At 65.8% G+C, this 21,301-nt stretch carries 25 protein-coding genes and 2 tRNA genes; 10 read left to right on the top strand and 17 right to left on the bottom strand.

Translation table 11 applies throughout. From position 1 onward, the window contains the following. Positions 1-2 precede the first annotated feature (2 nt). Positions 3-854 (bottom strand): UTP--glucose-1-phosphate uridylyltransferase GalU, encoded by an 852-nt coding sequence (gene galU, locus AGI3411_RS06420; RefSeq protein ID WP_129526559.1) that lies wholly within the window; start codon positions 852-854, stop codon positions 3-5. Positions 855-911: 57 nt separating this feature from the next. Here galU and AGI3411_RS06415 point away from each other — a divergent pair, with 57 nt between their 5' ends. Then, positions 912-2,435, top strand: coding sequence for a M48 family metalloprotease (locus AGI3411_RS06415; protein ID WP_129526558.1), 1,524 nt, complete (start codon positions 912-914; stop codon positions 2,433-2,435). Between the two features lie 27 nt (positions 2,436-2,462). Here AGI3411_RS06415 and AGI3411_RS06410 read toward each other — a convergent pair whose 3' ends face one another. From AGI3411_RS06410 to AGI3411_RS06395, 4 genes are all read right to left on the bottom strand, one after another. Continuing rightward, on the bottom strand, positions 2,463-3,563 hold the full coding sequence (locus tag AGI3411_RS06410) for a YheT family hydrolase (RefSeq protein WP_129526557.1): 1,101 nt from the start codon (positions 3,561-3,563) through the stop codon (positions 2,463-2,465). 17 nt (positions 3,564-3,580) lie between these two features. Further along, on the bottom strand, positions 3,581-4,003 hold the full coding sequence (locus tag AGI3411_RS06405) for a YybH family protein (RefSeq protein WP_129526556.1): 423 nt from the start codon (positions 4,001-4,003) through the stop codon (positions 3,581-3,583). Positions 4,004-4,044: 41 nt separating this feature from the next. Continuing rightward, positions 4,045-4,266, bottom strand: a complete 222-nt coding sequence (locus AGI3411_RS06400; RefSeq protein WP_043543783.1) for a zinc-finger domain-containing protein — start codon at positions 4,264-4,266, stop codon at positions 4,045-4,047. Between the two features lie 79 nt (positions 4,267-4,345). Continuing rightward, positions 4,346-5,266: a branched-chain amino acid transaminase gene (locus tag AGI3411_RS06395; protein ID WP_129526555.1), complete on the bottom strand. Its 921-nt coding sequence runs from the start codon at positions 5,264-5,266 to the stop codon at positions 4,346-4,348. Between the two features lie 287 nt (positions 5,267-5,553). Between AGI3411_RS06395 and AGI3411_RS06390 the strand changes: the two genes are divergently transcribed. From AGI3411_RS06390 to AGI3411_RS06380, 3 genes are all read left to right on the top strand, one after another. Then, positions 5,554-6,261, top strand: a complete 708-nt coding sequence (locus AGI3411_RS06390; protein WP_129526554.1) for an AzlC family ABC transporter permease — start codon at positions 5,554-5,556, stop codon at positions 6,259-6,261. After that, positions 6,258-6,593, top strand: coding sequence for an AzlD domain-containing protein (locus tag AGI3411_RS06385; RefSeq protein WP_129526553.1), 336 nt, complete (start codon positions 6,258-6,260; stop codon positions 6,591-6,593). The genes AGI3411_RS06390 and AGI3411_RS06385 overlap by 4 nt, the downstream gene beginning before the upstream one ends. A gap of 374 nt (positions 6,594-6,967) precedes the next feature. Further along, entirely contained in the window at positions 6,968-8,440 is a 1,473-nt protein-coding gene (locus tag AGI3411_RS06380) for a DEAD/DEAH box helicase (protein WP_129526552.1), read from the top strand. 72 nt (positions 8,441-8,512) lie between these two features. Here AGI3411_RS06380 and AGI3411_RS06375 read toward each other — a convergent pair whose 3' ends face one another. Next, the gene (locus AGI3411_RS06375) at positions 8,513-8,896 is read right to left on the bottom strand and encodes a thioredoxin family protein (RefSeq protein WP_129526551.1); all 384 of its coding nucleotides are present in this window, start codon (positions 8,894-8,896) and stop codon (positions 8,513-8,515) included. A gap of 64 nt (positions 8,897-8,960) precedes the next feature. Here AGI3411_RS06375 and AGI3411_RS06370 point away from each other — a divergent pair, with 64 nt between their 5' ends. The 3 genes from AGI3411_RS06370 (at position 8,961) to AGI3411_RS06360 (ending at position 11,654) form a co-directional block, all read left to right on the top strand. Next, on the top strand, positions 8,961-9,770 hold the full coding sequence (locus AGI3411_RS06370) for an EI24 domain-containing protein (RefSeq protein ID WP_129526760.1): 810 nt from the start codon (positions 8,961-8,963) through the stop codon (positions 9,768-9,770). 33 nt (positions 9,771-9,803) lie between these two features. Beyond that, positions 9,804-10,619, top strand: coding sequence for a competence/damage-inducible protein A (locus AGI3411_RS06365; protein WP_129526550.1), 816 nt, complete (start codon positions 9,804-9,806; stop codon positions 10,617-10,619). A gap of 171 nt (positions 10,620-10,790) precedes the next feature. Next, positions 10,791-11,654, top strand: coding sequence for an IclR family transcriptional regulator (locus AGI3411_RS06360; protein WP_129526549.1), 864 nt, complete (start codon positions 10,791-10,793; stop codon positions 11,652-11,654). Positions 11,655-11,731: 77 nt separating this feature from the next. Here the strand turns inward: AGI3411_RS06360 and AGI3411_RS06355 are convergent, their stop codons facing one another. Further along, positions 11,732-12,709: a tripartite tricarboxylate transporter substrate binding protein BugD gene (locus tag AGI3411_RS06355; RefSeq protein ID WP_129526548.1), complete on the bottom strand. Its 978-nt coding sequence runs from the start codon at positions 12,707-12,709 to the stop codon at positions 11,732-11,734. A 383-nt stretch (positions 12,710-13,092) separates the two neighbouring features. Between AGI3411_RS06355 and AGI3411_RS06350 the strand changes: the two genes are divergently transcribed. Continuing rightward, a complete protein-coding gene (locus tag AGI3411_RS06350; RefSeq protein WP_129526547.1) occupies positions 13,093-13,671 on the top strand; it encodes a phasin family protein in 579 nt (192 codons plus the stop codon). 247 nt (positions 13,672-13,918) lie between these two features. On the opposite strand, the gene AGI3411_RS06345 is transcribed toward AGI3411_RS06350, so the two are convergent. The 5 genes from AGI3411_RS06345 to AGI3411_RS06325 all read right to left on the bottom strand — a co-directional run bounded on the left by AGI3411_RS06345 (position 13,919) and on the right by AGI3411_RS06325 (position 18,108). Next, positions 13,919-14,959: a quinone-dependent dihydroorotate dehydrogenase gene (locus AGI3411_RS06345; protein WP_129526546.1), complete on the bottom strand. Its 1,041-nt coding sequence runs from the start codon at positions 14,957-14,959 to the stop codon at positions 13,919-13,921. Between the two features lie 75 nt (positions 14,960-15,034). Continuing rightward, positions 15,035-15,772 (bottom strand): arginyltransferase, encoded by a 738-nt coding sequence (locus AGI3411_RS06340; protein WP_129526545.1) that lies wholly within the window; start codon positions 15,770-15,772, stop codon positions 15,035-15,037. 41 nt (positions 15,773-15,813) lie between these two features. Beyond that, complete coding sequence (gene aat, locus AGI3411_RS06335; protein WP_129526544.1) at positions 15,814-16,587, bottom strand: leucyl/phenylalanyl-tRNA--protein transferase; 774 nt, start codon at positions 16,585-16,587, stop codon at positions 15,814-15,816. Further along, a complete protein-coding gene (locus AGI3411_RS06330; protein WP_129526543.1) occupies positions 16,584-17,165 on the bottom strand; it encodes an NUDIX hydrolase in 582 nt (193 codons plus the stop codon). Before AGI3411_RS06330 ends, aat begins: the two co-directional genes overlap by 4 nt. A 10-nt stretch (positions 17,166-17,175) precedes the next feature. Then, on the bottom strand, positions 17,176-18,108 hold the full coding sequence (locus tag AGI3411_RS06325; RefSeq protein WP_165359083.1) for a LysR family transcriptional regulator: 933 nt from the start codon (positions 18,106-18,108) through the stop codon (positions 17,176-17,178). Between the two features lie 129 nt (positions 18,109-18,237). Here AGI3411_RS06325 and AGI3411_RS06320 point away from each other — a divergent pair, with 129 nt between their 5' ends. Both AGI3411_RS06320 and AGI3411_RS06315 read left to right on the top strand, forming a co-directional pair. Then, positions 18,238-18,639 (top strand): DoxX family protein, encoded by a 402-nt coding sequence (locus AGI3411_RS06320; protein WP_129526542.1) that lies wholly within the window; start codon positions 18,238-18,240, stop codon positions 18,637-18,639. A 99-nt stretch (positions 18,640-18,738) separates the two neighbouring features. Next, positions 18,739-19,203 (top strand): nuclear transport factor 2 family protein, encoded by a 465-nt coding sequence (locus tag AGI3411_RS06315; protein ID WP_129526541.1) that lies wholly within the window; start codon positions 18,739-18,741, stop codon positions 19,201-19,203. Positions 19,204-19,217: 14 nt separating this feature from the next. Here AGI3411_RS06315 and AGI3411_RS06310 read toward each other — a convergent pair whose 3' ends face one another. From AGI3411_RS06310 to AGI3411_RS06290, 5 genes are all read right to left on the bottom strand, one after another. Further along, positions 19,218-19,817, bottom strand: a complete 600-nt coding sequence (locus AGI3411_RS06310) for a DUF2946 family protein (protein WP_129526540.1) — start codon at positions 19,815-19,817, stop codon at positions 19,218-19,220. Positions 19,818-19,819: 2 nt separating this feature from the next. Beyond that, positions 19,820-20,176, bottom strand: coding sequence for a hypothetical protein (locus AGI3411_RS06305; RefSeq protein WP_129526539.1), 357 nt, complete (start codon positions 20,174-20,176; stop codon positions 19,820-19,822). Between the two features lie 57 nt (positions 20,177-20,233). Next, a tRNA-Cys gene (locus tag AGI3411_RS06300) sits at positions 20,234-20,307 on the bottom strand. A gap of 54 nt (positions 20,308-20,361) precedes the next feature. Next, positions 20,362-20,437, bottom strand: a tRNA-Gly gene (locus tag AGI3411_RS06295). Positions 20,438-20,627: 190 nt separating this feature from the next. Further along, positions 20,628-21,212, bottom strand: a complete 585-nt coding sequence (locus tag AGI3411_RS06290; protein WP_129526538.1) for a ProQ/FinO family protein — start codon at positions 21,210-21,212, stop codon at positions 20,628-20,630. Positions 21,213-21,301 lie beyond the last annotated feature (89 nt).

The following is a 21,301-nucleotide window of genomic DNA, read 5'->3' as shown; positions in this document are numbered from 1 at the left end:
GTTCATTCCGGTTCCAGGCCGTGGTATTTCTTGCCCAGCGCCACGGTGGCCTGGAACATGCCGGCCTTGCTGCCGCAGTCGTAGCGCACGCCTTCGTAGCGGTGCGCGAACACGGCGCGCTCCCGCATCATCGAGGCGATCCCGTCCGTAAGCTGGATTTCGTTGCCGGCGCCCATCTTGGTCGAGCGCAGGTGGTCGAAGATGGCGGCTTCCAGCACGTACCGGCCCACCACGGCCAGCGTCGAGGGCGCGGCCTCGGGATCGGGCTTTTCAACGATATGGGTGACGCGTTCCGTGCGGCCGTCCGAGCGGGCATCGCCCTCGCGGGTGGCCACGATCCCGTACTTGCGGGTATCGGCCCGGGGCACGTCCTGCACGCCCAGCACGCTGGCGTTCTGGGCGATGGCCACGTCCACCAGCTGCTTCAACGCGGGGGTGTCGGAATCGATGAGGTCGTCCGCGAGCAGCACGGCGAACGGTTCGTCGCCCACGGCGGGAGCGGCCGACAGCACGGCGTGGCCCAGCCCCAGCGGGGCCGATTGGCGGATGTAGAGGCAGTTGACGTGCGCGGGTAGAATGCCCCGCACCATCGCCAGGAGTTCATGCTTGCCCTTGCTTTCCAGGTCGGATTCCAGTTCGGGAGCGGAGTCGAAGTGGTCTTCGATTGCGCGTTTGTTGCGCCCTGTCACGAAAATAAGGTCGGTGATGCCGGCGGCGACGGCTTCTTCCACGGCATATTGGATCAGCGGTTTGTCGACCACGGGCAGCATTTCCTTGGGCATCGCCTTGGTGGCGGGCAGGAAGCGCGTGCCCATGCCGGCGACAGGGAAAACGGCTTTACGGACGGGACGCATTGAGACCTCGTTGGGGGTATCGATGAAACATTTTAAGCGCATCGCTATCATAGGCTTATGAACCGCAGGAAAATGCCATCCATTTGCTCGATTGCGAAACGGGGCGCAATCATCGGTCTGTCCGCCGCCCTGGCCGTGCCCGGCCTCCCGGTTGCCGCCTGGGCGCAGCCGGTGGGCCTGCCCTCCATGGGCTCGGCCTCCTCGGCCGAACTGTCCCCCATGCTGGAACGCAGCCTGGGGCAGGCCATCATGGCCCAGGGCCGGCGCGACCCGACCTACATCGACGACCCCGAACTCAGCCAGTACCTCACCACGATGGGCCGCAAGCTGGCGTCCTTCGCTCCCGGGGGCGTGCCCGACGTCGAGATGTTCGGCGTGCGCGACCCCGAAATCAACGCTTTCGCCATGCCTGGCGGGTACATCGGTGTCAATACCGGCCTGATCGTGTCTTCCGCCAGCGAATCCGAGCTGGCGGCGGTGCTGGCGCACGAAATCGGCCACGTCGTGCAGCGCCATATCGCGCGCGGCATGACGCAGCAGAACCAGAACGGCATGCTGATGCTGGCCAGCCTGGCCGGCGCGCTGCTGGCGGCCCTGGCTGGCGGCGGCGGCAACCTGGCCGTGGGCGTGGCGGCGTTCGGCCAGGCCGCGGCCATCAACCGCCAGCTGGGTTTCTCGCGCGACGCGGAACGCGAGGCCGACCGCGCGGGGTTCCAGATGCTCACCAAGGCGGGCTACGACGCCCAGGGCATGTCGCAGATGTTCGCGCGCCTCATGAATGCGTCGCGCCTGAACGAAGGCGCGGGCGGCGGCTCCTGGGCCAGCACGCACCCGCTGTCCATCGAACGTATGTCCGACGTGCAGAACCGCGTGCGCGGCCTGCCGGCGTCCCGCCACGTGGACAGCGACGATTTCTGGTACCTGCGCGCCAAGATGCGCGTGGTGCAGGGGCGCGACGCCGTCAGCCTGCGTTCCGCCGGGCAGCAATTGCAGGACGAGGTGCAGGCCCTCTCCGGCGTGCGCCGCTCCGCCGCCTACTATGGCCTGGCGCTGCAGGCGTTTCAGCGCAACAACCAGGCCGAGGCCGAGCGCAACCTGAACCTGGCCGCCGCGGACGGCCGCAATTCGTCCCAGATGGCGAAACTCGGCGTGGACATCGCGCTGGCGCGCAAGGAATATCCCAAGGCGCTGGAACTGTCCCAGGCCGCCGTCAAGCGCTGGCCCGACCAGCGCGCCCTGGGCATCGCCTACGCCCAGGCGCTGCAGAGCGTCGGCCGCCACACGGACGCGCAAGAGTATCTGCGGGCCAAGATCAAGCAATGGGGCAACGACGAGCCCAGCCTGTACCAGATGCTGGCGCAAAGCGAGGAGCGCAACGGCAAGCCCGTGGAGGCGCGCAGGGATCTGGCGCGCTTCTATGTGATGACCGGCGCGTTCGCCGCCGCCGAATCGCAGCTGCAGCAGGCGCGCGGCATGTCCACCGATTTCTACGAGCAGTCGCAGATCGACGTGCAGATCAAGGAAGTGAAGGACAAGCTGGCCGAAGAGCGCCAGCTGCTCGAACGCTTCAAGTCGGGCTGAGGCGCACGGGACGCGCCCCGCGCCGCCCTACAGGCCGGATTCGAAGAAGCGCCCCAGCCGCTGCGGCAGCCAGTTCAGGTGGGCCGGGAAACTGCCGGTCGGAAAGCCGGCGTGCCCGCCGTCCGAGGGCTGGTGAAGCAGGATGGAGGGCGAGCACTCCTGCGGCCCGGGCAGCGACGCGGCCGGGATGAAGGGATCGTTGCGGGCATTGAGCACCAGCGTGGGCACGGCTATCTTGGGCAGCCAGGGCTTGCTGGACGCGCGCGTCCAGTAATCCAGCGCGTTCCGGAAGCCATGCATGGGCGCCGTGTAGGTATCGTCGAACTCGCGCAGATCGTGCGCGTGGGCAATGCGCATGACGTCCACGGCGCCCGGGAAGCGGTGCGCCTTTTCCAGCACCTTGTGCTTGAGCGTCTTCAGGAAGTGGGCGGTGTAGACCCGGCGGTTGAACACGCCCGTGGACAGCGTCTTGCCGCAAGCCACCAGGTCCAGCGGCGCGGATACGCCCGCGCAAGCGGTCAGCCAGCGGGTGTCCTCCTGGTGTTCTCCCAGGTATTTCAGCAGCGCGTTGCCGCCCAGCGAGACGCCCACCGCATGCCAGCGCGCGTGCGGAATGCGCTGGCGCACGGTTTCCAGCATGAAGCCCACTTCGGCCGAGTCGCCGGAGTAGTAGGCCCGCGCCAGGCGGTTGGGCACGCCGGAGCAGCCGCGGAAATGCGCGATCACCACGATCCAGCCGCGCGCCCGGAAATGATGCGCGATGGACTGCGCATAGCGGCTGTTGCTGCCACCTTCCAGGCCGTGGAACAGGATCAGGGCAGGGGTGTCGGGATTGTGCGGCAGCGATTTCCAGTCCGCGTCCGTCATCCACCTGGCCGCGGCGGTCTTGCCGTTGGCGACGGGACGCTGCCCGCTCACTGGCGCGCCGTCGGCCGCCTTGTGCGGAAACAGCCCCGGACCGGTCCAGTCGAAGTCGACGAAATCGGTGTCGGGCGTGTCCACCCGTTCGCGCACGAACGCGATGCGGTGGTACTGCGCGAACAAGGCGGCGTAAACCGTCTGGCTGTCGCCTCCGGGCAGCCAGGAGGGAACGGGGCAGGGCGTTGTATCAAGACGAGCAGCGGCCAACGAGGAATCCACCCGGTTCAGTGCAACATATCGGGTACGTCGTGCAAGTCGAGCACCCCGGCTTCCGTGGGCGCCGGCGAAGCGTGGTGCATGACCATGCGCCAGCCGGTGGGGCCCTTGTGGTAGATGTTCGTGGCATAGCAATTGGCGAATTGCGTGCCTTCCCGCGTACGCACTGCCACCTGTTCCACCAGCACGTGTACCGCGCACATCATGCTGAGCATGACCAGCGGGCGCAACGGGCGGATGTGCAGGGGGCCGTTGGCCAGCATCTGTTGCCAGGACTCGTGCACCGCCGAGTGGCCGACGATGCGCAGGCCTCCCGGGTGGATGCAGACGACTTCCTCGTCGTCCGCCCAGACTTGCATCAGGCGGACGCTGTCCGCCTGCTCAAGGGCTTCGTAGAACGCGTGTTCTGCTTCTTCGGGCGTGGCGAACATGGCTGAGGAAACGGGGCGTGCGTTATAGGGCGTGGCGGGAATCAGTGCCCGTGGCCGTGCAGGACCGTGCCGGCCTTCAGGCGGTACTCGGCGCCACAGTAGGCGCAGCTGGCCGAACCGGTGCGGGCCACGTCCAGGAAGACGCGGGGATGCATGCTCCAGAGGGGCGCCTTGGGGCCGGGACAGAAAACGGGCAGGTCTTCCGCGCCGACTTCGATGACTTCGTGGGAGTGGGGGACGGCGGCCGGGGCAGCAGCGGTCATGGATCTTCCTGAAAAAAAAACCGGTAAACGGCAGGTTGGGGCAGTAGTGCGGCCTGGTCGTGGGACTAGGCCGCGCGGATTAGACTTTGCTCAGCCAGTGATGGTACTTCGGGTTGCGGCCATTCACCACGTCAAAAAATGCTTTCTGCAATTGCTCGGTGACCGGGCCGCGCCGGCCGGAGCCGATCTGGCGGTTGTCCACTTCGCGAATGGGCGTTACTTCGGCGGCGGTGCCGGTGAAAAATGCCTCGTCGGCGATGTAGACGTCGTCGCGGGTCAGGCGCTTGGTCACCACCCGCAGGCCGAGATCGGCGGCCAGCGCGTGAATGGTGCTGCGGGTAATGCCGGTCAGGGCGGACGCGATCTCGGGTTCGCAGAGCACGCCGTCCTTGACGATGAAGAGGTTCTCGCCCGAGCCCTCCGCCACGAAACCTTCGGTATCCAGCAGCAGGGCTTCGTCGTAGCCATCCTGCAGGGCCTCGGTATTGGCCAGGATGGAGTTGGCGTAGGTGGTGGCCACCTTGGCGCGCGGCATAGTGACGTTCACGTGCTGGCGCGCGAAGGACGACACCTTGACCCGGATGCCCTGGGACAAGGCTTCTTCGCCCAGGTAGGCGCCCCAGGGCCAGGCGGCGATCGCCACGTGTACCCGGGCGCCCTTGGGCGAGACGCCCATTTTTTCGGGGCCGTAGAACACCAGGGGGCGCAGGTAGCCGGATTCCAGCTGGTTCTCGCGCACGACCGTACGCTGGGCCTCGTTGATCGTTTCGCGATCGAACGGCATGGGGATCTGGTAGATATGCGCCGAGTTGAACAGGCGGTTGGTGTGGTCCTGGAGGCGGAAGATGGCGGTGCCGATCTCGGCGCGGTAGGCGCGCACGCCCTCGAAGACCGACAGGCCATAGTGCAGGGAGTGCGTCAGGACGTGCGTCGTCGCGTCTCGCCACGGGACGAGCTTGCCGTCATACCAGATGAAACCGTCGCGGTCAGCCATCGACATGGTGTTCTCCCATATAGAGCGTGCGCGGCCCGCGGCGTCGCAATCGCTGCGCGCCCGGCCGGCAAGGCCCAAGAATCCTGAGGCGCATATTGTATCAAGCAGCGAGGTTACAATACGCGCCTATTCGCGCCCCGGCGCGGCCGCCAGGGCCGCGCGTTGTGATTCCGGCGGGCGAACGGGTTGTCGTGCGTTCCTTTTCTCCAGAGTATCCATGTCGTCCTGTCCGAGTCGCCAGAGGCCAGCCGTTGTCCTCTGAATCCGCGCTTCCTGAAACCGAAGATCCAGCCGTGGTCCGACGGGAACGCGCCACCGCTTTCCGCGCCGGTGTCCATGCCATCGTGCCCGCATTGATCGCCACGGCGACCTGGGGGCTCGTCACCGGAGTGGCCATGGTCAAGTCGGGTCTGACCGAATCCATGGCGCTGGCGATGACCCTGCTGCTGTACGCCGGTTCCGCCCAGTTGACGTCCCTGCCGCTCATCGCCACGGGCGCGCCGCTCTGGCTGATCTTTGCCGCGGGCTGCGTCGTGAACCTGCGGTTCCTGATTTTCGGCGCGGCGCTGCAGCCCTATTTCCGCCACCTGTCCTGGCCCAAGCGGCTGGGCCTCGGCTATTTCACAACCGATATGGGCTTCGTGCTGTTCATGCCGCGATACGGCGACGCGGTCGAGCGCGGCACGCGCGAACAGCTCTGGTACTTCCTGGGAACGATCGCGCCGGGCTGGCTCGTCTGGCAGACGTCCTCCATCGTCGGCATCTACCTGGGCACGATGGTGCCCGCGGACTGGTCGCTGGATTTCGCCGCGGTGCTGGCGCTGCTGGCGATCACGGTGCCGCTGGCCAACTCCAAGCCCATGCTGGTTTCCATGCTGGCGGCCGGGCTGGTGGCCTGGACCGGGCAGGCGCTGCCCCTGCGCTTGGGCCTGGCGGCCGCCGTGGTGGCGGGCGTCGTCGCGGGCATCGGCGCGGAACGCTACTTCAAGGCCCGCCAATGACGCTCTGGCCTTCCGAAATCTACGTCTATTCCGCCATCCTGCTCCTGGCGCTGTGCAGCGTGCTGACCCGCGCCGGCTTCATGCTGTTCGGCGACTACATCCCCTTGCCGGATGGGGTGCGCCGGGCCCTGCGCTACGCACCCGCCGCCGCCCTGACCGCCATTCTCGTGCCCGACCTGCTGCCCTGGAAGGCGGGGCTGGGGCCCGTGTTCGACTACAAGCTGGTCGCCGGCGTGGTGGCCGTCCTGGTTTTTCTGCGTACCCGCAGCGCGGTCCTGGTCATCGTGGCGGGCATGCTGGTCCTGTGGGGCCTGCGCTGGCTGGCGGGCTGACGTTTTTTTGAAAGTGTCCATTTGGTGGACGCTTTTGGTATGCCTGGCGGGCGCTTGCGGCATGCCTCCAAGGGGCTTCGTAACGCCTTTCGGAGGCCGGCTTGACCGTGCGGCAATGCGGCTGCGCTAAAATCAAGTTATCCACAGCAATCCGGGCCTGGTACTGCCCTCATAAGTATCGAATCCAGAATGCGCCGCCTGGCCTGCAAGGCAGGATGCAGATTGCGCGCGATGCCGCTTGCGGTTCGCGTCTGTTTGCGTGCCGTCGCGATGCGATTGCGCGTGTTCAGGTTGTCCCGATGCATATGTAGTGCAGTGCATGCAGCACTCTCGTTTTGTTCTTTTTCATTGGTCCCGGTATCTGCCTAACCCTGATGACTGAATCCACCCAACCCGTAGCACCCGCCGCTGAAGCGCCCGCGCCGACGTTCGCCGATTTCGGGCTGCACCCCCTGCTGTTGCAGTCCGTCGCCGAAACCGGCTACACCACTCCCACGCCTATCCAGGCCCAGGCCATCCCCGTCGTGGTGGAAGGCCGTGACGTCATGGGCGCCGCGCAGACCGGCACGGGCAAGACGGCGGCCTTCACGCTGCCCATCCTGCATCGCCTCATGCCGCTGGCCAACACCAGCGCGTCGCCCGCGCGCCATCCGGTGCGCGCGCTGATCCTCACGCCCACGCGCGAACTCGCGGATCAGGTGTACGAAAGCGTCAAGCGCTACAGCAAGCAGACGCCGCTGCGTTCGGCGGTGGTGTTCGGCGGCGTCGATATCGGTCCCCAGAAGGAGGCGCTGCGCCGCGGCTGCGAAGTGCTGGTGGCTACGCCGGGCCGCCTGCTCGACCACGTCGAGCAGAAGAACGTGAACCTGAGCCAGGTCGGCATCCTGGTGCTCGACGAAGCGGACCGCATGCTGGACATGGGCTTCCTGCCCGACCTCGAGCGCATCATCCGCCTGCTGCCCCCGCAGCGTCAGGGCCTGCTGTTCTCCGCCACGTTCAGCAACGAAATCCGCAAGCTCGGCCGTTCGTACCTGAACCACCCCGTCGAAATCGAAGTCGCCGCGCGCAACGCCACCGCCGCGACGATCACGCAGATCGCCTACAAGATGCCGAGTGACGCCAAGCGCGCCGCCGTCGTCCACCTGGTGAAGTCGCGCGGCCTGAACCAGGTCATCGTGTTTTCCAACACCAAGATCGGCACGGCGCGCCTGGCCCGCGAACTCGAGCGCGATGGCGTCAAGGCCGAATCGATCCATGGCGACAAGACCCAGGCCGACCGCATGAAGGCGCTGGAAGCCTTCAAGGCCGGCGAACTGGAAGTGCTGGTGGCCACCGACGTGGCCGCGCGCGGCCTGGACGTTGCCGGCGTGCCCTGCGTGATCAACTACGACCTGCCGTACAACGCCGAAGACTACGTGCACCGCATCGGCCGCACGGGCCGCGCGGGCGCCTCGGGCGAGGCCATCGCCCTGTTCACGGCCGACGAAGAGCGCTTCCTGCTCGACATCGAAAAACTCATCAAGCGTGAAGTGCCGCGCGGCACCTTGGACGTGCCGGCCGACTTGGTCGCGCGCAGCCATCGCCGCAGTGACGACCGCCGCGGCGGTTCGTCGTCATCGTCGTCTTCGCCACGCGAAGGCCGGGGCGATCGCGGCCGTTCGGCCGACCGCCGCTCGGGCTACTCCTCCGGCACGCCGCGCCAGCCCGTGGACGATTTCTTCCTGAAGCCCTACGAGCCCTCGGCGTCGTCCGCGCCGGCCGACGCGCCCGCGCCCAAGACCAACGGCGGTTCGTCCACGCCGAAGCGGCAGATCGCCGTGCTCCTGGGCGGCAGCCGCAAGCCCTGAGCCCGTACCCGGCAATGAAAAACCCGCAACGCCACTAGGCCTTGCGGGTTTTTTTTATCGGCGTGACGCGTTTCACGCGGCCAGCAGGCGCGGCAGGTCGGGCAGCGCCGTGCTGACCGTGGCGCTATGTTCGTCCAGGCTTTCGAGCAGGCGCTCGAGGTGGCCGATATGCGGCAGCATCGGCCCGTAGAACACCACGCGCGGGCCGATCTGCACCAGCAGGGTGGGGAAGTTCTCGACGTCTTCTTCGCCCAGCAATTCGGCGTGGTCTTCGATGTCGATCCACGCGAAGACGTGCTGCGGCATGGTTTCGGCCAGCGCCTGCAGTTTGGGCTTGTATTGTTCGCAGGTATCACACCAGGCCGCGCAGAAACAGGCGACCAGCCAGGTGCCGGGCGACGAGCCCAGGCGCGCGCGCAGCGCGGCCTGGTCGGTATCGGGTACAAGTAGAGGCATGTGGGCAGATCAGGGCGTGTTTGACTATCATACCCGGGATGTCCACCCCCTCATTCCCGCCGCCATGACCGTTTTGCGCACCGACTCCGCCACGCCCGAACAGGACCGATTTTCCAGCGCCGGCGCGGGCGCGGCCAGCGTGGGCCAGGCATTCAAGCGCGCGCTGGTGTCCCAGTGCCATCCGACGATGCTGTTCGCGGTGCTGCTGCCTTTCCTGATCGCGCTGGCCGGCGCCTTCCTGCTGCTGTGGCTGTTCTGGACGCCGCTGACGGACTGGCTGCGCGCCGAAGTGTCGCATTGGGACTTCATCAACCGCATGGACGAATGGCTGGTCGCGGTGGGCCTGTTCTCGCTGAAGATCTACCTGATCCCGGTCATTGCCGCGGCGATCCTGCTGCCGGTGTCCGGCATCCTGGGGCTGGCGATCGCCGCCGTTTTCGTCATGCCGCTGGTGCTGCGCCACGTGGGCCAGCGCGAGTACGTCGCCGTGACCCGCCAGGGGAAGTTCTCCACCGCGGTCAGCGTCTGGAATGCCGTCTGGGTATCTCTCGCTTTCGCCGCGGGGTGGGTGCTGACGCTGCCGCTGTGGCTCGTGCCGCCCATGGCCGTGGTGCTGTCGATTTTCTGGTGGGCGTTCGCGTTTTCGCGCATGATGCGCGTGGACGCCATCGTGGAACATGCCAGCCCCGCCGAACGCAAGCTCATCCTGGAACGGAACAACGGCGGCTTCTGGACCATCGGCCTGATCTGTTCGCTGCTCAACCTGTTGCCGCCCGCGTGGGTCATCCTGCCGGTATTTTCGGCCCTGGTCTACGCGCATTACGGTCTGGAAGCGCTCAAGCGTTTGCGTCAGGACCGCGTCATCGACGTCTGACCGCGTCGTCCCACTTATCTTCTGGAATCGGACATGGCTGCAGAATCCGCCGCCCGCCGTATCGGCCTCATCATCGTCGGCGATGAAATCCTCTCGGGCCGCCGTCAGGACAAGCATTTTTCCAAGGTTGTCGAGCTCCTGAGCGCGCGCGGCATGCAACTGGGCTGGGCCGAAATCCTGCCCGACGATCGCGATACGCTGGTAGCCGCCTACAAGCGTAGCTTCGCCTCGGGCGACGTGGTGTTCTCCTGCGGGGGCATCGGCGGCACGCCGGACGACCATACGCGACAGGCGGCCGCCGCCGCTCTGGGGCTGCCCCTGGCCCTGCACCCCGAGGCCGAGCTGGCCATCGGGCAGCGCGCGGCCGAGATGGCCGCCAAGGGGCAGGGCACGGCCGACATGAGCACGCCCGAAAACCAACAGCGCCTGCAGATGGGGGTGTTCCCTGAAGGGTGCGAGATCGTGCCCAACCCCTATAACCGGATCCCGGGCTTCTTCATCCAGGACCACACGTTCGTGCCGGGCTTTCCCGTCATGGCGTGGCCGATGCTGGAATGGACGCTCGATACCCGCTATCGTGCGCTGCAACATGTGCGGGTCCACACGGAGCATTCTTTCCTGGTTTTCAGCATGCCGGAATCGCGCATCACGCCCGCCATGGTCAGCGTGGAAACGCGCTGGCCCGGCGTGCGGGCCTTCAGCCTGCCCAGCGTCGGCGAGGCGGGCGGCACGCCCCATATCGAGCTGGGCGTCAAGGGCGAACCCGAGGGCGCGGCCGCGGCGCTGGAGTTTCTGCGGGCCGAGGTGTTGCGCCTTGGAGGGAAGCTGGCGCCGCCTTCCGCGGCCTGACCGTAGCTTGAAAAATAGGACGCGACCCTGTTTTTTCGAAAAAAACCGGTTGCCAAATGGCCCAGTAAATTTCACAATACGGGAAAGAACTGTTTGCTGCGTTGCCGCAAGGCCGGTTTCTTTCGGCGTAGCGGCGTTAGCGTCAGCATGCCCTAGCCCCCCATCTTCCCCATGGCCCGTCTTTCGACCCCTCGCAATCCCCTGGACGCCGAAACCGAAGGCGCTTCCGCCCATCCCATCGCTATCCAGGTGATCGAGCGCGCCATGCGCCTGCTCGACGCCCTGGCCGCGCAACCGGATCCCGTGACGCTCAAGGAATTGTCCGCCACCACTGGCCTGCATGCGTCCACGGCGCACCGCATCCTGAACGATCTGGTCGTAGGCCGCTATGTCGAACGCGTCGACAACGGCCTGTACCAGCTAGGCATGCGCCTGCTGGAGCTCGGCTCGTTGGTGAAGGGGCGCCTGAATGTGCGCGAGGCGGCTATTTCCGCCATGCGTTCCCTGCACAAGCTGACGGGGCAGACCATCAACCTGTCGGTGCAGCAGGGCGACGAAATCGTCTACATCGACCGGGCCTGGAGCGAACGCTCGGGCATGCAGGTGGTGCGCGCCATCGGCGGCCGGGCGCCCTTGCACCTGACTTCCACCGGCAAGCTGTTCCTCTCCACGGGCGATGCCCGGCAGGTCCGGGCCTATGCCTTGCGCACCGGCCTGGCGGGCCACACGCGCAACAGCCTGACGGATCTGGACCGCCTTGAGCGCGAACTGGCGCTGGTGCGCCGCCACGGTTATGCGCGCGACAACGAAGAACTGGAACTCGGCGTGCGCTGCATCGCCGCGGGCATCTTCGACGACACCGGCAAACTGGTGGCGGGGCTGTCCATCTCGGCTCCGGCGGAACGCCTGCAGGACGAATGGATCAAGGCGCTGGTCGATACCGCAGCCAGCATCTCGGAAGCGCTGGGCTACGAGCCCTCGGTTTCCACGGGGTTCAATGGCCTGGGCATGGCGGCCGAGGCCCTGAGGCCCTGAGACCGTAAGCGCCGCCCAAAAATAAAGCCCCTTGCGGGGCTTTGCTTTTGGGCGCGCCCCGGACGGGCGCGCGGCGTTTATTGCTGTTCGACGCCGGCCTTCTTGAACAGCTCGGCCCATTGCGGGACCTGCTGCTTGACCTTGGCTTCGAGGGCCTGCGGGTTGGCCTCGGTCGTGAGCACGGTCGCGCCCAGCTGCTTCATGCGTTCCTGGAACTTGGGATCGGCCAGCCCGGCCTGCAGGCTCTTGACCAGTTTGTCCACGACGGGCTTGGGCGTGCCCTTCGGCACCCACATGCCATGCCAGATGCCCACTTCGAAGCCCTTGTAGCCGGACTCGTCCATGGTCGGCAGCTTGGGCAGCGTGGGAACGCGTTTGAGGCTGGTGACGGCGTAGGCCTTCACCTTGCCGCTGTCGATCTGCTGCGTGGTGTTGGTGGTCTGGTCGCAGAGCAGGTCCACCTGCTTGCCCAGCAGGTCGTTCATGGCCGGCGCGGTGCCCTTGTACGGGATGGTCAGCAGTTGCACGCCGAGCGCTTCGACGAGCATGGTGCCGCACAGGTGGCTGGCGGCGCCGATGCCCGCGTTGGCCAGGGAGACCTTGTCCTTGTTCTTTTTGACGTAGTCGGCCAGTTCCTGGATGTTGTTGGGCGGGAAGTCCGAGCGCGCAATGATGGTCATCGGCACGTCGACCACCAGGCCGATGGGCTCGAAGCTCTTGTAGGGGTCGTACCCCGGGTTCTTGTACAGCGACGGCGCCGTCGAGAAGCCTGCGTGCATCAGCAGGATGGAATAGCCGTCGGGCTGGGCGCGCGCCACTTGGGTCGTGCCGATCGTGCCGCCGGCGCCGCCCTTGTTTTCGACCACGACAGTTTGGCCCAGAGCCGGCCGCATGGCTTCCGCGAGCGAGCGCGCGACGTTGTCCGTCGGACCGCCGGCGGCGAACGGCACCACCATGTTGATGGGGCGGTCCGGGTATTCCGCCTGGGCGGCGCCGGCTGCGAGCATGGCGCTTGCAGCGAACAGGGCCGTAAGCGTGCGGGGAATGAGGGTCATGGAGTCTCCAATTGCAGGGTTTTGCTTGCTGCGATTTCGTTATTTGCCGGGTGACTTATCGGTAGTCTTTATCTGTCATCAGCGTGAAAGCAGTGTAGAAAAGAATTGATACGCCGTCACGTCCGGTATTTCCCGAACCATGAAACATTTGTGCCGGATCAAACGCCGTCGCGGGTGTGCACCGTCAAAGTGCAATCATTTATTGCGCCGCACAAAAATTCCTTGACAAGTTTTTTTCCCAGTCTAGAATGTCAATTGTGCAGTGCATCAAACGGGCCGGCGGTAGCTTGTAGTACCAGTTTCCGCGCACGTTTTCTTATTTCGTCGCAGACACCCATCCTTATTTGCCGGATTGCCCCCGGCTACCCATCAAGGAGCATTCTATGAGCGCCATTCCGCAACAAGTTCTGGACCGCCAGAAAGCCAACCTCAACGCCCTCGTGGCTGCCCAATCGGCCGTGTTCGCCGGTTTCGAAAAGCTGGTCGAATTGAACCTGAAGGTCGTCAAGGCCACCCTGGACGAAGTCGCCCAGAAGTCGCAGCAAGCCACCGAACTGAAGGATCCGCAGGAAGCCGCCGCTTTCGCCTCGGGCCTGCTGCAGCCGGGCGCCGAAAAGGCCATGGCCTACACGAAGCACGTGTATGACATCGTTGCCGGCGTGCAAGGCAACCTGGTCAAGCTGACCGAAGAACAGATCGCCGAAAGCCAGCAGCAGCTGAGCGACGTGGTCGACCAGTTCTCCAAGAACGCCCCCACCGGTTCCGAAAGCGCCGTTGCCCTGATCAAGTCCTCGCTGGCCACCGCGACCAGCGCCTACGATTCGATGACCAAGGCCGCCAAGCAGGCCGCCGAAGTCGCCGAGTCCAACCTGAACGCCGCCGCCAACGCGACCTTCAAGGCCGCCACGGACGCCGCCGACGCCGCGACCAAGGTTGCCAGCCGCAGCCGCCGCAGCGCCTAAGTTTTCGGCGCACCCCGGTGCGCAAACCGCAGTAATGTAGTACTGTTGAGTGACAGAGCAGAGCTGGAATTAGGGCCACCCACCGGGTGGCCCCTTTTTTTGCCTGTTTTCAGCGGGCTTCTGCCTCAGTGTCTGACACCGACTGAGTTTGAGCCGCCGTCCCGACACGGCCGGTGTCAGACACCCGCGGAACATCGCTACAGCTTATAGGCCATCCCGTACGGGTGTCAGACACACGAACGCATCCTCACCCGGCCACCGCTCGCACGCATTCCCCTACCAGGGCCGGGCCGCGATAGATCAAGCCGGTGTAGAGTTGCACCGCGTCGGCGCCGGCTTCCATCTTTTCCCTGGCCTGCTGCCCCGACAGCACGCCGCCCACCCCGATGATGGCCAAGCGGTTGCCTAGCTGTTCCTTCAGGCGGCGGATGACCGCCAGCGACAATTCATGCACCGGCGCGCCCGACAGGCCGCCCGCCTCGTCGGCATGCGCCTGGCCCGCGACCGCGTCGCGCGAAAGCGTGGTGTTGGTGGCGATGACGCCGTCGATGCCGTGGCGCGGCAGCGTATCGGCGATGGAGTCGATCTGTTCCTGCGTGAGGTCCGGGGCGATCTTCACCGCCATCGGCACGCGGCGCTGATAGCGGTCTTCCAGGGCCTTGCGCTTTTCCGCGAGCTGCGCCAGCAGCGCGGACAGTTCGTCGCCGCCTTGCAGCGCGCGCAGGTTCTTGGTGTTGGGCGACGAGATGTTCACCGTCACGTAATCGGCGTGCGGGTACACGCCTTCCAATCCGATCAGGTAGTCGTCCGCGGCGCGTTCGATGGGCGTGTCCGCATTCTTGCCGATGTTCAGCCCGAGGATGCCGCCCTGCGTGCGCCACGTGCTGCGCTGCACGTTGGCCAGGAAAGCGTCCAGCCCCTGGTTGTTGAAGCCCAGCCGGTTGATGAGCGCGTTGGCGCGCGGCAGCCGGAACATGCGCGGTTTCGGATTGCCGGGCTGCGCGCGGGGGGTGACCGTGCCCACCTCGATAAAGCCGAATCCCAGGTTCCCCAGCGCATCGATGTAGGCGCCGTTCTTGTCCAGCCCCGCGGCCAGCCCGATCGGGTTGGCCAGCTGCATCCCCATCAGCGTGCGGGGTGCCTTGGGCCGCGCGTGCAGCAGCTTGCGCGTGGCGCCGCATTCATAGGCGCGCTGCAGGCCCGACAGAGTGACTTCGTGGGCGGTTTCCGCGTCCATGGCGAACAGCGCCGGGCGGGCCAGGGGATAGGCGTGGAAGAGGATAGACATGGGGCGGAATTGTAGAGCGAATTTTGGCGGCCTTGCGCCACGGGCGCGCGGCCGGCAGCCGCCCCGGGGGCGGGATCAGGCGGCGGGCGGCGCGGGCTGGTCGCGCCAGGCGCCGTCGACCAGGAACTGGGCGGGATGGAAGCTGGACTTATAGGACATCTTGCGGCTGTCGGCGATCCAGTAGCCCAGGTACAGCCAGGGCAGGTTCAGGGTGCGGCACTGCTCGACCTGCCACAGGATGCTGTAGGTGCCCAGGCTGCCGGCGAGGTCGGGATCGTAGAAGGTATAGACGGACGACAGGCCGTCGTCCAGCACGTCGATGATGGACACCATCACCAGGACGCCTTCGGGGGTACGGAATTCCACGAGCCGGGTGTTGACCCGGCTGGTGAGCAGGAATTGCGCATACTGGGTGCGGCTGTCTTCGTCCATGCCGCCGCCGGGATGCCGGCCTTGCTGATAGCGCGTATAGAGCCGGTAGTGCTCGGGGGACCAGGCCAGTTCCGCCACGAAAGACTGCAGGTCCTGGTGCATGCGCCAGGCGCGCCGCTGACTGCGGTTGGGGGCGAAGCCCGCCGCGTCCACGCGCACCGGAATGCAGGCGTGGCAGTTGTCGCAATGGGGACGGTAGGTGAACAGCCCGCTGCGGCGAAAACCCTGTTCCACCAGTTGGGAATACGTGCCCGCGTTGATCAGGTGACCGGGCGCGGCGACCTGCGACCGAGCCTGGCGACCCGGCAGGTAGCTGCAAGGGTAGGGAGCGGTTGCATAGAACTGCAGGGTGGAGAAGGGAAGTTCTTTGAGCTGGCTCATGGGCGATCCCGGAGAGCGGCGGCGGATCCGTGAGGGGATCGCTACATATTAACGCCTAACCCGGGGGCGGACTCGGCCTGCGGATGCAGCTGTCCGGTGCTGTCCAGCGTGCCGCGGGCCCACGGAACCGCGGGCAGGGCCGTGGCGCCACGGACGTATTGCAGGAAGGCGGCGCGCGAAATGGGCCGGGCCCCCAGGCTGGCGAGGTGGCGCGTCTGCTGCTGGCAGTCGATGCGCTCCACGCCGTGCGCGGCCAGGTAGCGCACCAGGTAGGCCAGCGCCACCTTGGAGGCGTTGGGCGCGCGGGTGAACATGGATTCGCCGAAGAACATCCGGCCGAGGCTGATGCCGTAGAGGCCGCCGGCCAGTTCGCCGTCGATCCAGGTTTCGATGCTGTGCACGTAACCGGCCTCGTGCCAGGCGCAATAGGCCTGCTGCATGGCGGCGGTGATCCAGGTGCCCGGCTGGCCGTCGCGCGGCGCGGCGCAGGCTGCCATGACCTGTGGGAACGCGGTGTCTACCCGCACCTGCACGCGCGGGTGGCCATCGAATTCCTGGCTGGCGACCTGCCGCAGCAGCTTGCGCAGCGAATGCGAAGGCGCGAAGTCTTCTATGGCCAGCACCATGCGGGGATCGGGGCTCCACCACAGGATGGGCTCGCCTTCCGAATACCACGGGAATATGCCGCTGGAGTAGGCCTGGACCAGCCGCGGGACCGACAGGTCGGCGCCGGCCGCCAGCAGGCCGTCGGGGTCCGTCAGCGCGAACTCGGCTGGCGGGAACGGCGTGTCGACGGCAAGCCAGGGCAGCTTCAACGGTGCGATTCTAGGGTGTAGTGATGAGGCCCGAACACGCCAAGCTTGCGGTCCTCGAAATAGTGCTGCAGTGTCGTCGCCACGGTGCGGAACGCCAGGTCGTCCCAGGGAATCTCGGATTCCTCGTAATAGCGCGCCTCGAGGCTTTCGGGGCCCGGATCCAGGTCCGGCGACACCGACTGGGCCAGGTAGAACACGTGGACCTGGTCGATCTGGGGCAGATCGATGATGGTGTAGAGCTCACCGAGCTGGATGCGCGCGCCGGCTTCTTCCAGCGTTTCGCGGGCCGCGCCCTGGGCCGTGCTTTCGCCCAGCTCCATGAAGCCCGCTGGCAGCGTCCAGGTGTTGTAGCGGGGTTCGATCGCGCGCCGGCAGAGCAGGACGCGGTTCTCCCAGACCGGCACCGTGCCGACCACCAGCCTGGGGTTCTGGTAATGGATGGCGCCGCAGTGATCGCAGATGTCGCGTTCGCGGTTGTCGCCCTCGGGCACCCGGCGATTGACGGGCGAGCCGCATTGGCTGCAGAAATGCGAACGGCGCGGCGCGGGGAAATATTCGATGGGCGATTTTGCGGTCATGAGTACGATTCTAACGGCTGCGGCGGGGACTGGCGCGCCGGCCGGGCGCGGATGGGGGCGGCGCGCCGAAACGATCCTCCAGATGCTCGACGAAGGATCGCACCTTGGGCGACAGGAAGCGCCGGTGGGGGTAGATGGCGTACATGGAGATCGGGGTGTGCGCGTAGTCGGCCAGCAGGGTGACCAGCCGCCCGGCGCGGATGTCGTCGCCCACCAGGAATTCGGGCTGCAGGATGATCCCGTGCCCGGCCAGCGCGGCGGTGCGCAGGACGTCGCCGTTATTGGCGCGCAGGGCCGCGTTCACGCGCACCAGGTGGGTGACGCCGTCTTTCTCGAAATGCCATTCGTTGCCGGTGCTGGCATAGGCGTAGTGCAGGCAGCGATGCTGCTTGAGCGCTTCGGGCTGATGGGGCGTGCCATGGCGCGCCAGATAGGACGGCGCGGCGCAAACCAGTAATTGCTGGGGCGCCAGCGGCCGCGCGACCAGCGAGGAATCGAGCAGCGGCCCGATGCGCACCGCCACATCGAAGCCGTCTTCCACCAGGTCCACCACCCGGTCATTGAGGTCCAGGTCGATGATCACGTCGGGATACCGCTGCAGGTATTCGGCGATGGCGGGCCCCAGGTGCAGGATGCCGAACGACACCGGCGCGCTCACCCGCAGGCGGCCGCTGGGCCGCTGCCCTTCCGCCTGCAGCGACAGCTCCAGGTCGGCCACTTCGGCGAGGATGGGCCGTACGCGCTCGTAGAAGGCGCGGCCGGCGTCGGTCATGCTCAGCTTGCGGGTGGTGCGGTTCAGCAGGCGCACGCCGTACTTCTGTTCCAGGTAGGCGATCTGGCGCGTGACCACGGAGCGGGCCTGGCCCATTTTGTCGGCCGCCGCCGCGAACGACCCCAATTCCACGACCTTGGCGAAGGTCTGCATGGCAGTATGCGTGTCCAAGATTGTTTCCTATTGAGGAACAATAATTTGCAATTCTGCATGTTTATCTTTGTTTTTGGAATCGCAAGAATAGCGCTCTTGAAGAATCTTCCCGTCCTGGGCGATTCCCAACCGCTCTAGGAGAGTGCAATGGTTGATACCCGTACCGCGCCTTATGCCGCGCTGCTGCTGCGCGTGGCGCTCGGCGTCATGTTCCTGGCCCACGGCCTGACCAAGCTGCTGGTCTTCACGCTGCCTGGCACCGCGCAGTTCTTCGCGAAGATCGGTTTTGCCGGTTGGCTGGCCTATCCGGTGACCTTCTTCGAGATCGGCGCGGGCGCGATGCTGATCCTGGGCGTTGTGCCGCGTTGGGTCGCCGCCATCGCGGTGGTGCAGTTGTTTGTGGCCTCGACCGTGCATTTCGGCAATGGCTGGGGCTTCGGCAATCCGGGCGGCGGCTGGGAATACCCGATCTTCCTGACGGTGGCCGCCGCCGTGCTGGCGCTGCTGGGCGACGGCAAGTTCGCGCTGGTCAAGAGCGGCCGCGGCTGAGCGCCGCACGCACCAGACTGTCTACTGAAACGGGCATGGTTGATGGGGCGGCCGGATCCTAGAATGGCGCGGCAGCCCCTATTCATTTCCGGAGTTTCTATGTTCCCGCCCCTGTCGTTTTTCAAGCGTGCCGCGGGCGCGGCGCTGCTGGCCGTTGCCTTGTCGCCCGCCGCGCATGCGTCCGCCGAGCAAGAGGCCGCCAACAAAGCGGCCGTGCTGGCCTTCTATGAAAAGGGGCTGAATCAGAAGGACGCGGACGCGGCCCTGACGTATGTGGGCGACCGCTATGTGCAGCACAACCCGAACGCGGCGGACGGGCCCGAGGGCTTCCGTCAATTCATCGCCTTTCTGCGCGACAAGTTTCCCCAGTCGCACAGCGAGATCAAGCGCGTGTTTACGGACGGCGACTACGTGATCCTGCACGTGCACGCGGTGCGCGAACCCGGCGCGCGCGGCAGCGCCATCATCGATATCTTCCGTCTCGAACACGGCAAGATCGTCGAGCATTGGGATGCGGTGCAGCCCATTCCCGAGCAGTCCGCCAATTCCAACGGCATGTTTTGAATGGGTGGCGGCGCCTAGGCCGCCTGCGGCCTGGGATCGGGATCGAAGCCCAGCTCCTGCGCCACGTTTTCTTGCGCGATCAGCGACAAGGGCGCGGCCGGATAGGCGCCGGGGAATGCGGCCTGGATCGTGCCGCCGCGGGGCAGGTCCGCCAGCGCGTCCAGCAGCGGCGCGCCGCTATCCGTGGCTAGCTTCTCGAGAAGCGGCGGCAGATCGCGATCCAGTACGATGCCGGCGCCCAACGATGTCATCGCGTACAACTGGCCGGCATCGTCCAGCTTCCAGGCCTCGACCGTGTCGATCACGGCGTTCGTGTGGGTGAGCAGGCTGCGATTGTCATCGCTCAGCCGCAGCGTGTAGGGCGCCGCATCCAGCCGCAGGAACACGCGCTGAGGGCCGTTCTGGAAATACCATCGGCCCGCTTCATCGTGTTCGTAGTTGCGGTTGATGAATTCCAGGATCTGGCTATTGGTGATGGATTCGCCCGGCCCGCCTTGCGCGGACTGGCCCTGCGGATGCAGGCGCCAGCGGCCCCTGGCATCCAGCGACAGCCAGCCGTAGACCGCTGGCACGTCGGGCCAGCGGGCAAGGGCGTCCTTCACTGATTGGTCCATGTTCAGGGACGAATGATGATCGGGGGCGGGTTGATGACAATGGCGGGCGCCGGCATCGCGGGAACCACGACCGGCTGCGGCGCATAGCCGTAGCGGTATTCATCCCGGCACTTGCGCTTTTCCTGGTAGTCGCCGTTGCGCTTCCATTTGCGTTCGACTTTACAGGCGCCGTCCCAGTATTGCTCTTTGTACTCGCGGCCGTGCCGATGGCGGTGTTTGTCGGAATCGGCCTGTGCGGCAAGCGGCGCCAGCGCAAACAGCGCCGCGGCAGACAGGGTCAGCAACGGAGAAGCGGTGCGGAGGCGGGAATTCGAAAGGATGCGCATAGGATCGTCGTCAATTGAAAACGGCGTCACCATAGCAATCATTCGATTGAAGGAGCGTAGGGAAGGGTAACGAGATGCAGGGGGAGTTGCTGGAGGCGCAAGCCGGAATCGAACCGACGTACACGGATTTGCAATCCGCTGCATAACCACTCTGCCATTGCGCCAGCATTTCAAGAAAAAAGGAAGCGCGGTGTTGGCCGTTGCTTCCTTTTTGTATTTGGAGCGGGAGACGAGTCTCGAACTCGCGACCTCAACCTTGGCAAGGTTGCGCTCTACCAACTGAGCTACTCCCGCATATGCATTGCATGCATTTTTGGTGCGATTTCCGAAATTTCTTTCAGAAGGCCGTGTCCACCAAAGACAGCGATTATACACAGAATTTTTGACTTGTGTAGCGAACGCGAAAGCCAGCGAAAGAAAAAAGCGCTCGCGCAGTTATAGCGCGAGCGCCCTAGCCAGCCCGATGCCCAAGCGGCGGCCCGGATCAGGGGGTTTCGGCCGTTTGCGATGCCGCTGGCTGCGTTTCGGAGGGTTGCGCAGCGGGGGTGGGCGCAGCGGAAGGTTGCGCGGCAGCGGGTTTCTTGGAAGGGCGAGGCTTGCCGCCGGGCCGGCGGCTGGCCTGGCGGCGCGCATAGGCCGCCTGCTGCGCGGTCACCTTGCCGACGGGTTGCCCTTGCAGGTCGACGCGGGGCGCGTCTTCAGCCAGGCAGGTCCAATAGCGGCTTCCCTTGCACCATTCGGCAATTGCTTGCTTCAGTTGTTCTTCCGTCATGGACAGCGCCTCGAGATGCTGGGCGGCGTCCGCCAGGATGCCCTCCTTGAGGGGCACCTTGGGCGCAGGATTTTTTGGAAAAGCCAGCGGAAACTGCTTTTGCAGGCGCCAGATCGCTTCGACCGTCGGGTCGACGGGCTCCCGCTTCCTGGCGGGTTCCTGCTTTTTCGCAGATTCCCGTTGCTTCCCGGACTCCCGTTTCTTGGCCTGGCCTGCCGCTTTCGGCTGGGCTGGCGCCGCTTGCTGAGCTTGCGCCCGGAGCTGCTCTCGCAGGTCGGCAAGTTTTTCAAAACCCATTGTTCTTTCCAACACCTCTGATTTGTGCAACCAGAAGGTTACCCCATGTGCAGTGCCTCGGTCATGTGCGGGGAGCGGGGGGGGGGGCG

The organism is Achromobacter agilis (genome assembly GCF_900496965.1).
In the GTDB taxonomy this organism is placed as follows: Bacteria; Pseudomonadota; Gammaproteobacteria; order Burkholderiales; family Burkholderiaceae_B; genus Achromobacter; species Achromobacter agilis.
The sequence above is the reverse complement of the archived record's forward strand: the minus strand, read 5'-3'. Positions and strand labels throughout refer to the sequence as shown.

What these genes read in the sequence shown, in the direction of transcription:
- AGI3411_RS06310 (WP_129526540.1), bottom strand. Translation starts at nt 19,817, where the DNA reads ATGGACCAATCAGTGAAGGACGCCCTTGCCCGCTGGCCCGACGTGCCA.
- AGI3411_RS06290 (WP_129526538.1), bottom strand. Translation starts at nt 21,212, where the DNA reads ATGGGTTTTGAAAAACTTGCCGACCTGCGAGAGCAGCTCCGGGCGCAA.
- AGI3411_RS06350 (WP_129526547.1), top strand. Translation starts at nt 13,093, where the DNA reads ATGAGCGCCATTCCGCAACAAGTTCTGGACCGCCAGAAAGCCAACCTC.
- AGI3411_RS06380 (WP_129526552.1), top strand. Translation starts at nt 6,968, where the DNA reads ATGACTGAATCCACCCAACCCGTAGCACCCGCCGCTGAAGCGCCCGCG.
- AGI3411_RS06375 (WP_129526551.1), bottom strand. Translation starts at nt 8,896, where the DNA reads ATGCCTCTACTTGTACCCGATACCGACCAGGCCGCGCTGCGCGCGCGC.
- AGI3411_RS06365 (WP_129526550.1), top strand. Translation starts at nt 9,804, where the DNA reads ATGGCTGCAGAATCCGCCGCCCGCCGTATCGGCCTCATCATCGTCGGC.
- AGI3411_RS06395 (WP_129526555.1), bottom strand. Translation starts at nt 5,266, where the DNA reads ATGTCGATGGCTGACCGCGACGGTTTCATCTGGTATGACGGCAAGCTC.
- AGI3411_RS06345 (WP_129526546.1), bottom strand. Translation starts at nt 14,959, where the DNA reads ATGTCTATCCTCTTCCACGCCTATCCCCTGGCCCGCCCGGCGCTGTTC.
- AGI3411_RS06385 (WP_129526553.1), top strand. Translation starts at nt 6,258, where the DNA reads ATGACGCTCTGGCCTTCCGAAATCTACGTCTATTCCGCCATCCTGCTC.
- AGI3411_RS06360 (WP_129526549.1), top strand. Translation starts at nt 10,791, where the DNA reads ATGGCCCGTCTTTCGACCCCTCGCAATCCCCTGGACGCCGAAACCGAA.
- AGI3411_RS06355 (WP_129526548.1), bottom strand. Translation starts at nt 12,709, where the DNA reads ATGACCCTCATTCCCCGCACGCTTACGGCCCTGTTCGCTGCAAGCGCC.
- AGI3411_RS06340 (WP_129526545.1), bottom strand. Translation starts at nt 15,772, where the DNA reads ATGAGCCAGCTCAAAGAACTTCCCTTCTCCACCCTGCAGTTCTATGCA.
- AGI3411_RS06400 (WP_043543783.1), bottom strand. Translation starts at nt 4,266, where the DNA reads ATGACCGCTGCTGCCCCGGCCGCCGTCCCCCACTCCCACGAAGTCATC.
- AGI3411_RS06330 (WP_129526543.1), bottom strand. Translation starts at nt 17,165, where the DNA reads ATGACCGCAAAATCGCCCATCGAATATTTCCCCGCGCCGCGCCGTTCG.
- AGI3411_RS06405 (WP_129526556.1), bottom strand. Translation starts at nt 4,003, where the DNA reads ATGTTCGCCACGCCCGAAGAAGCAGAACACGCGTTCTACGAAGCCCTT.
- galU (WP_129526559.1), bottom strand. Translation starts at nt 854, where the DNA reads ATGCGTCCCGTCCGTAAAGCCGTTTTCCCTGTCGCCGGCATGGGCACG.
- AGI3411_RS06370 (WP_129526760.1), top strand. Translation starts at nt 8,961, where the DNA reads ATGACCGTTTTGCGCACCGACTCCGCCACGCCCGAACAGGACCGATTT.
- AGI3411_RS06320 (WP_129526542.1), top strand. Translation starts at nt 18,238, where the DNA reads ATGGTTGATACCCGTACCGCGCCTTATGCCGCGCTGCTGCTGCGCGTG.
- AGI3411_RS06315 (WP_129526541.1), top strand. Translation starts at nt 18,739, where the DNA reads ATGTTCCCGCCCCTGTCGTTTTTCAAGCGTGCCGCGGGCGCGGCGCTG.
- AGI3411_RS06415 (WP_129526558.1), top strand. Translation starts at nt 912, where the DNA reads ATGAACCGCAGGAAAATGCCATCCATTTGCTCGATTGCGAAACGGGGC.
- AGI3411_RS06305 (WP_129526539.1), bottom strand. Translation starts at nt 20,176, where the DNA reads ATGGTGACGCCGTTTTCAATTGACGACGATCCTATGCGCATCCTTTCG.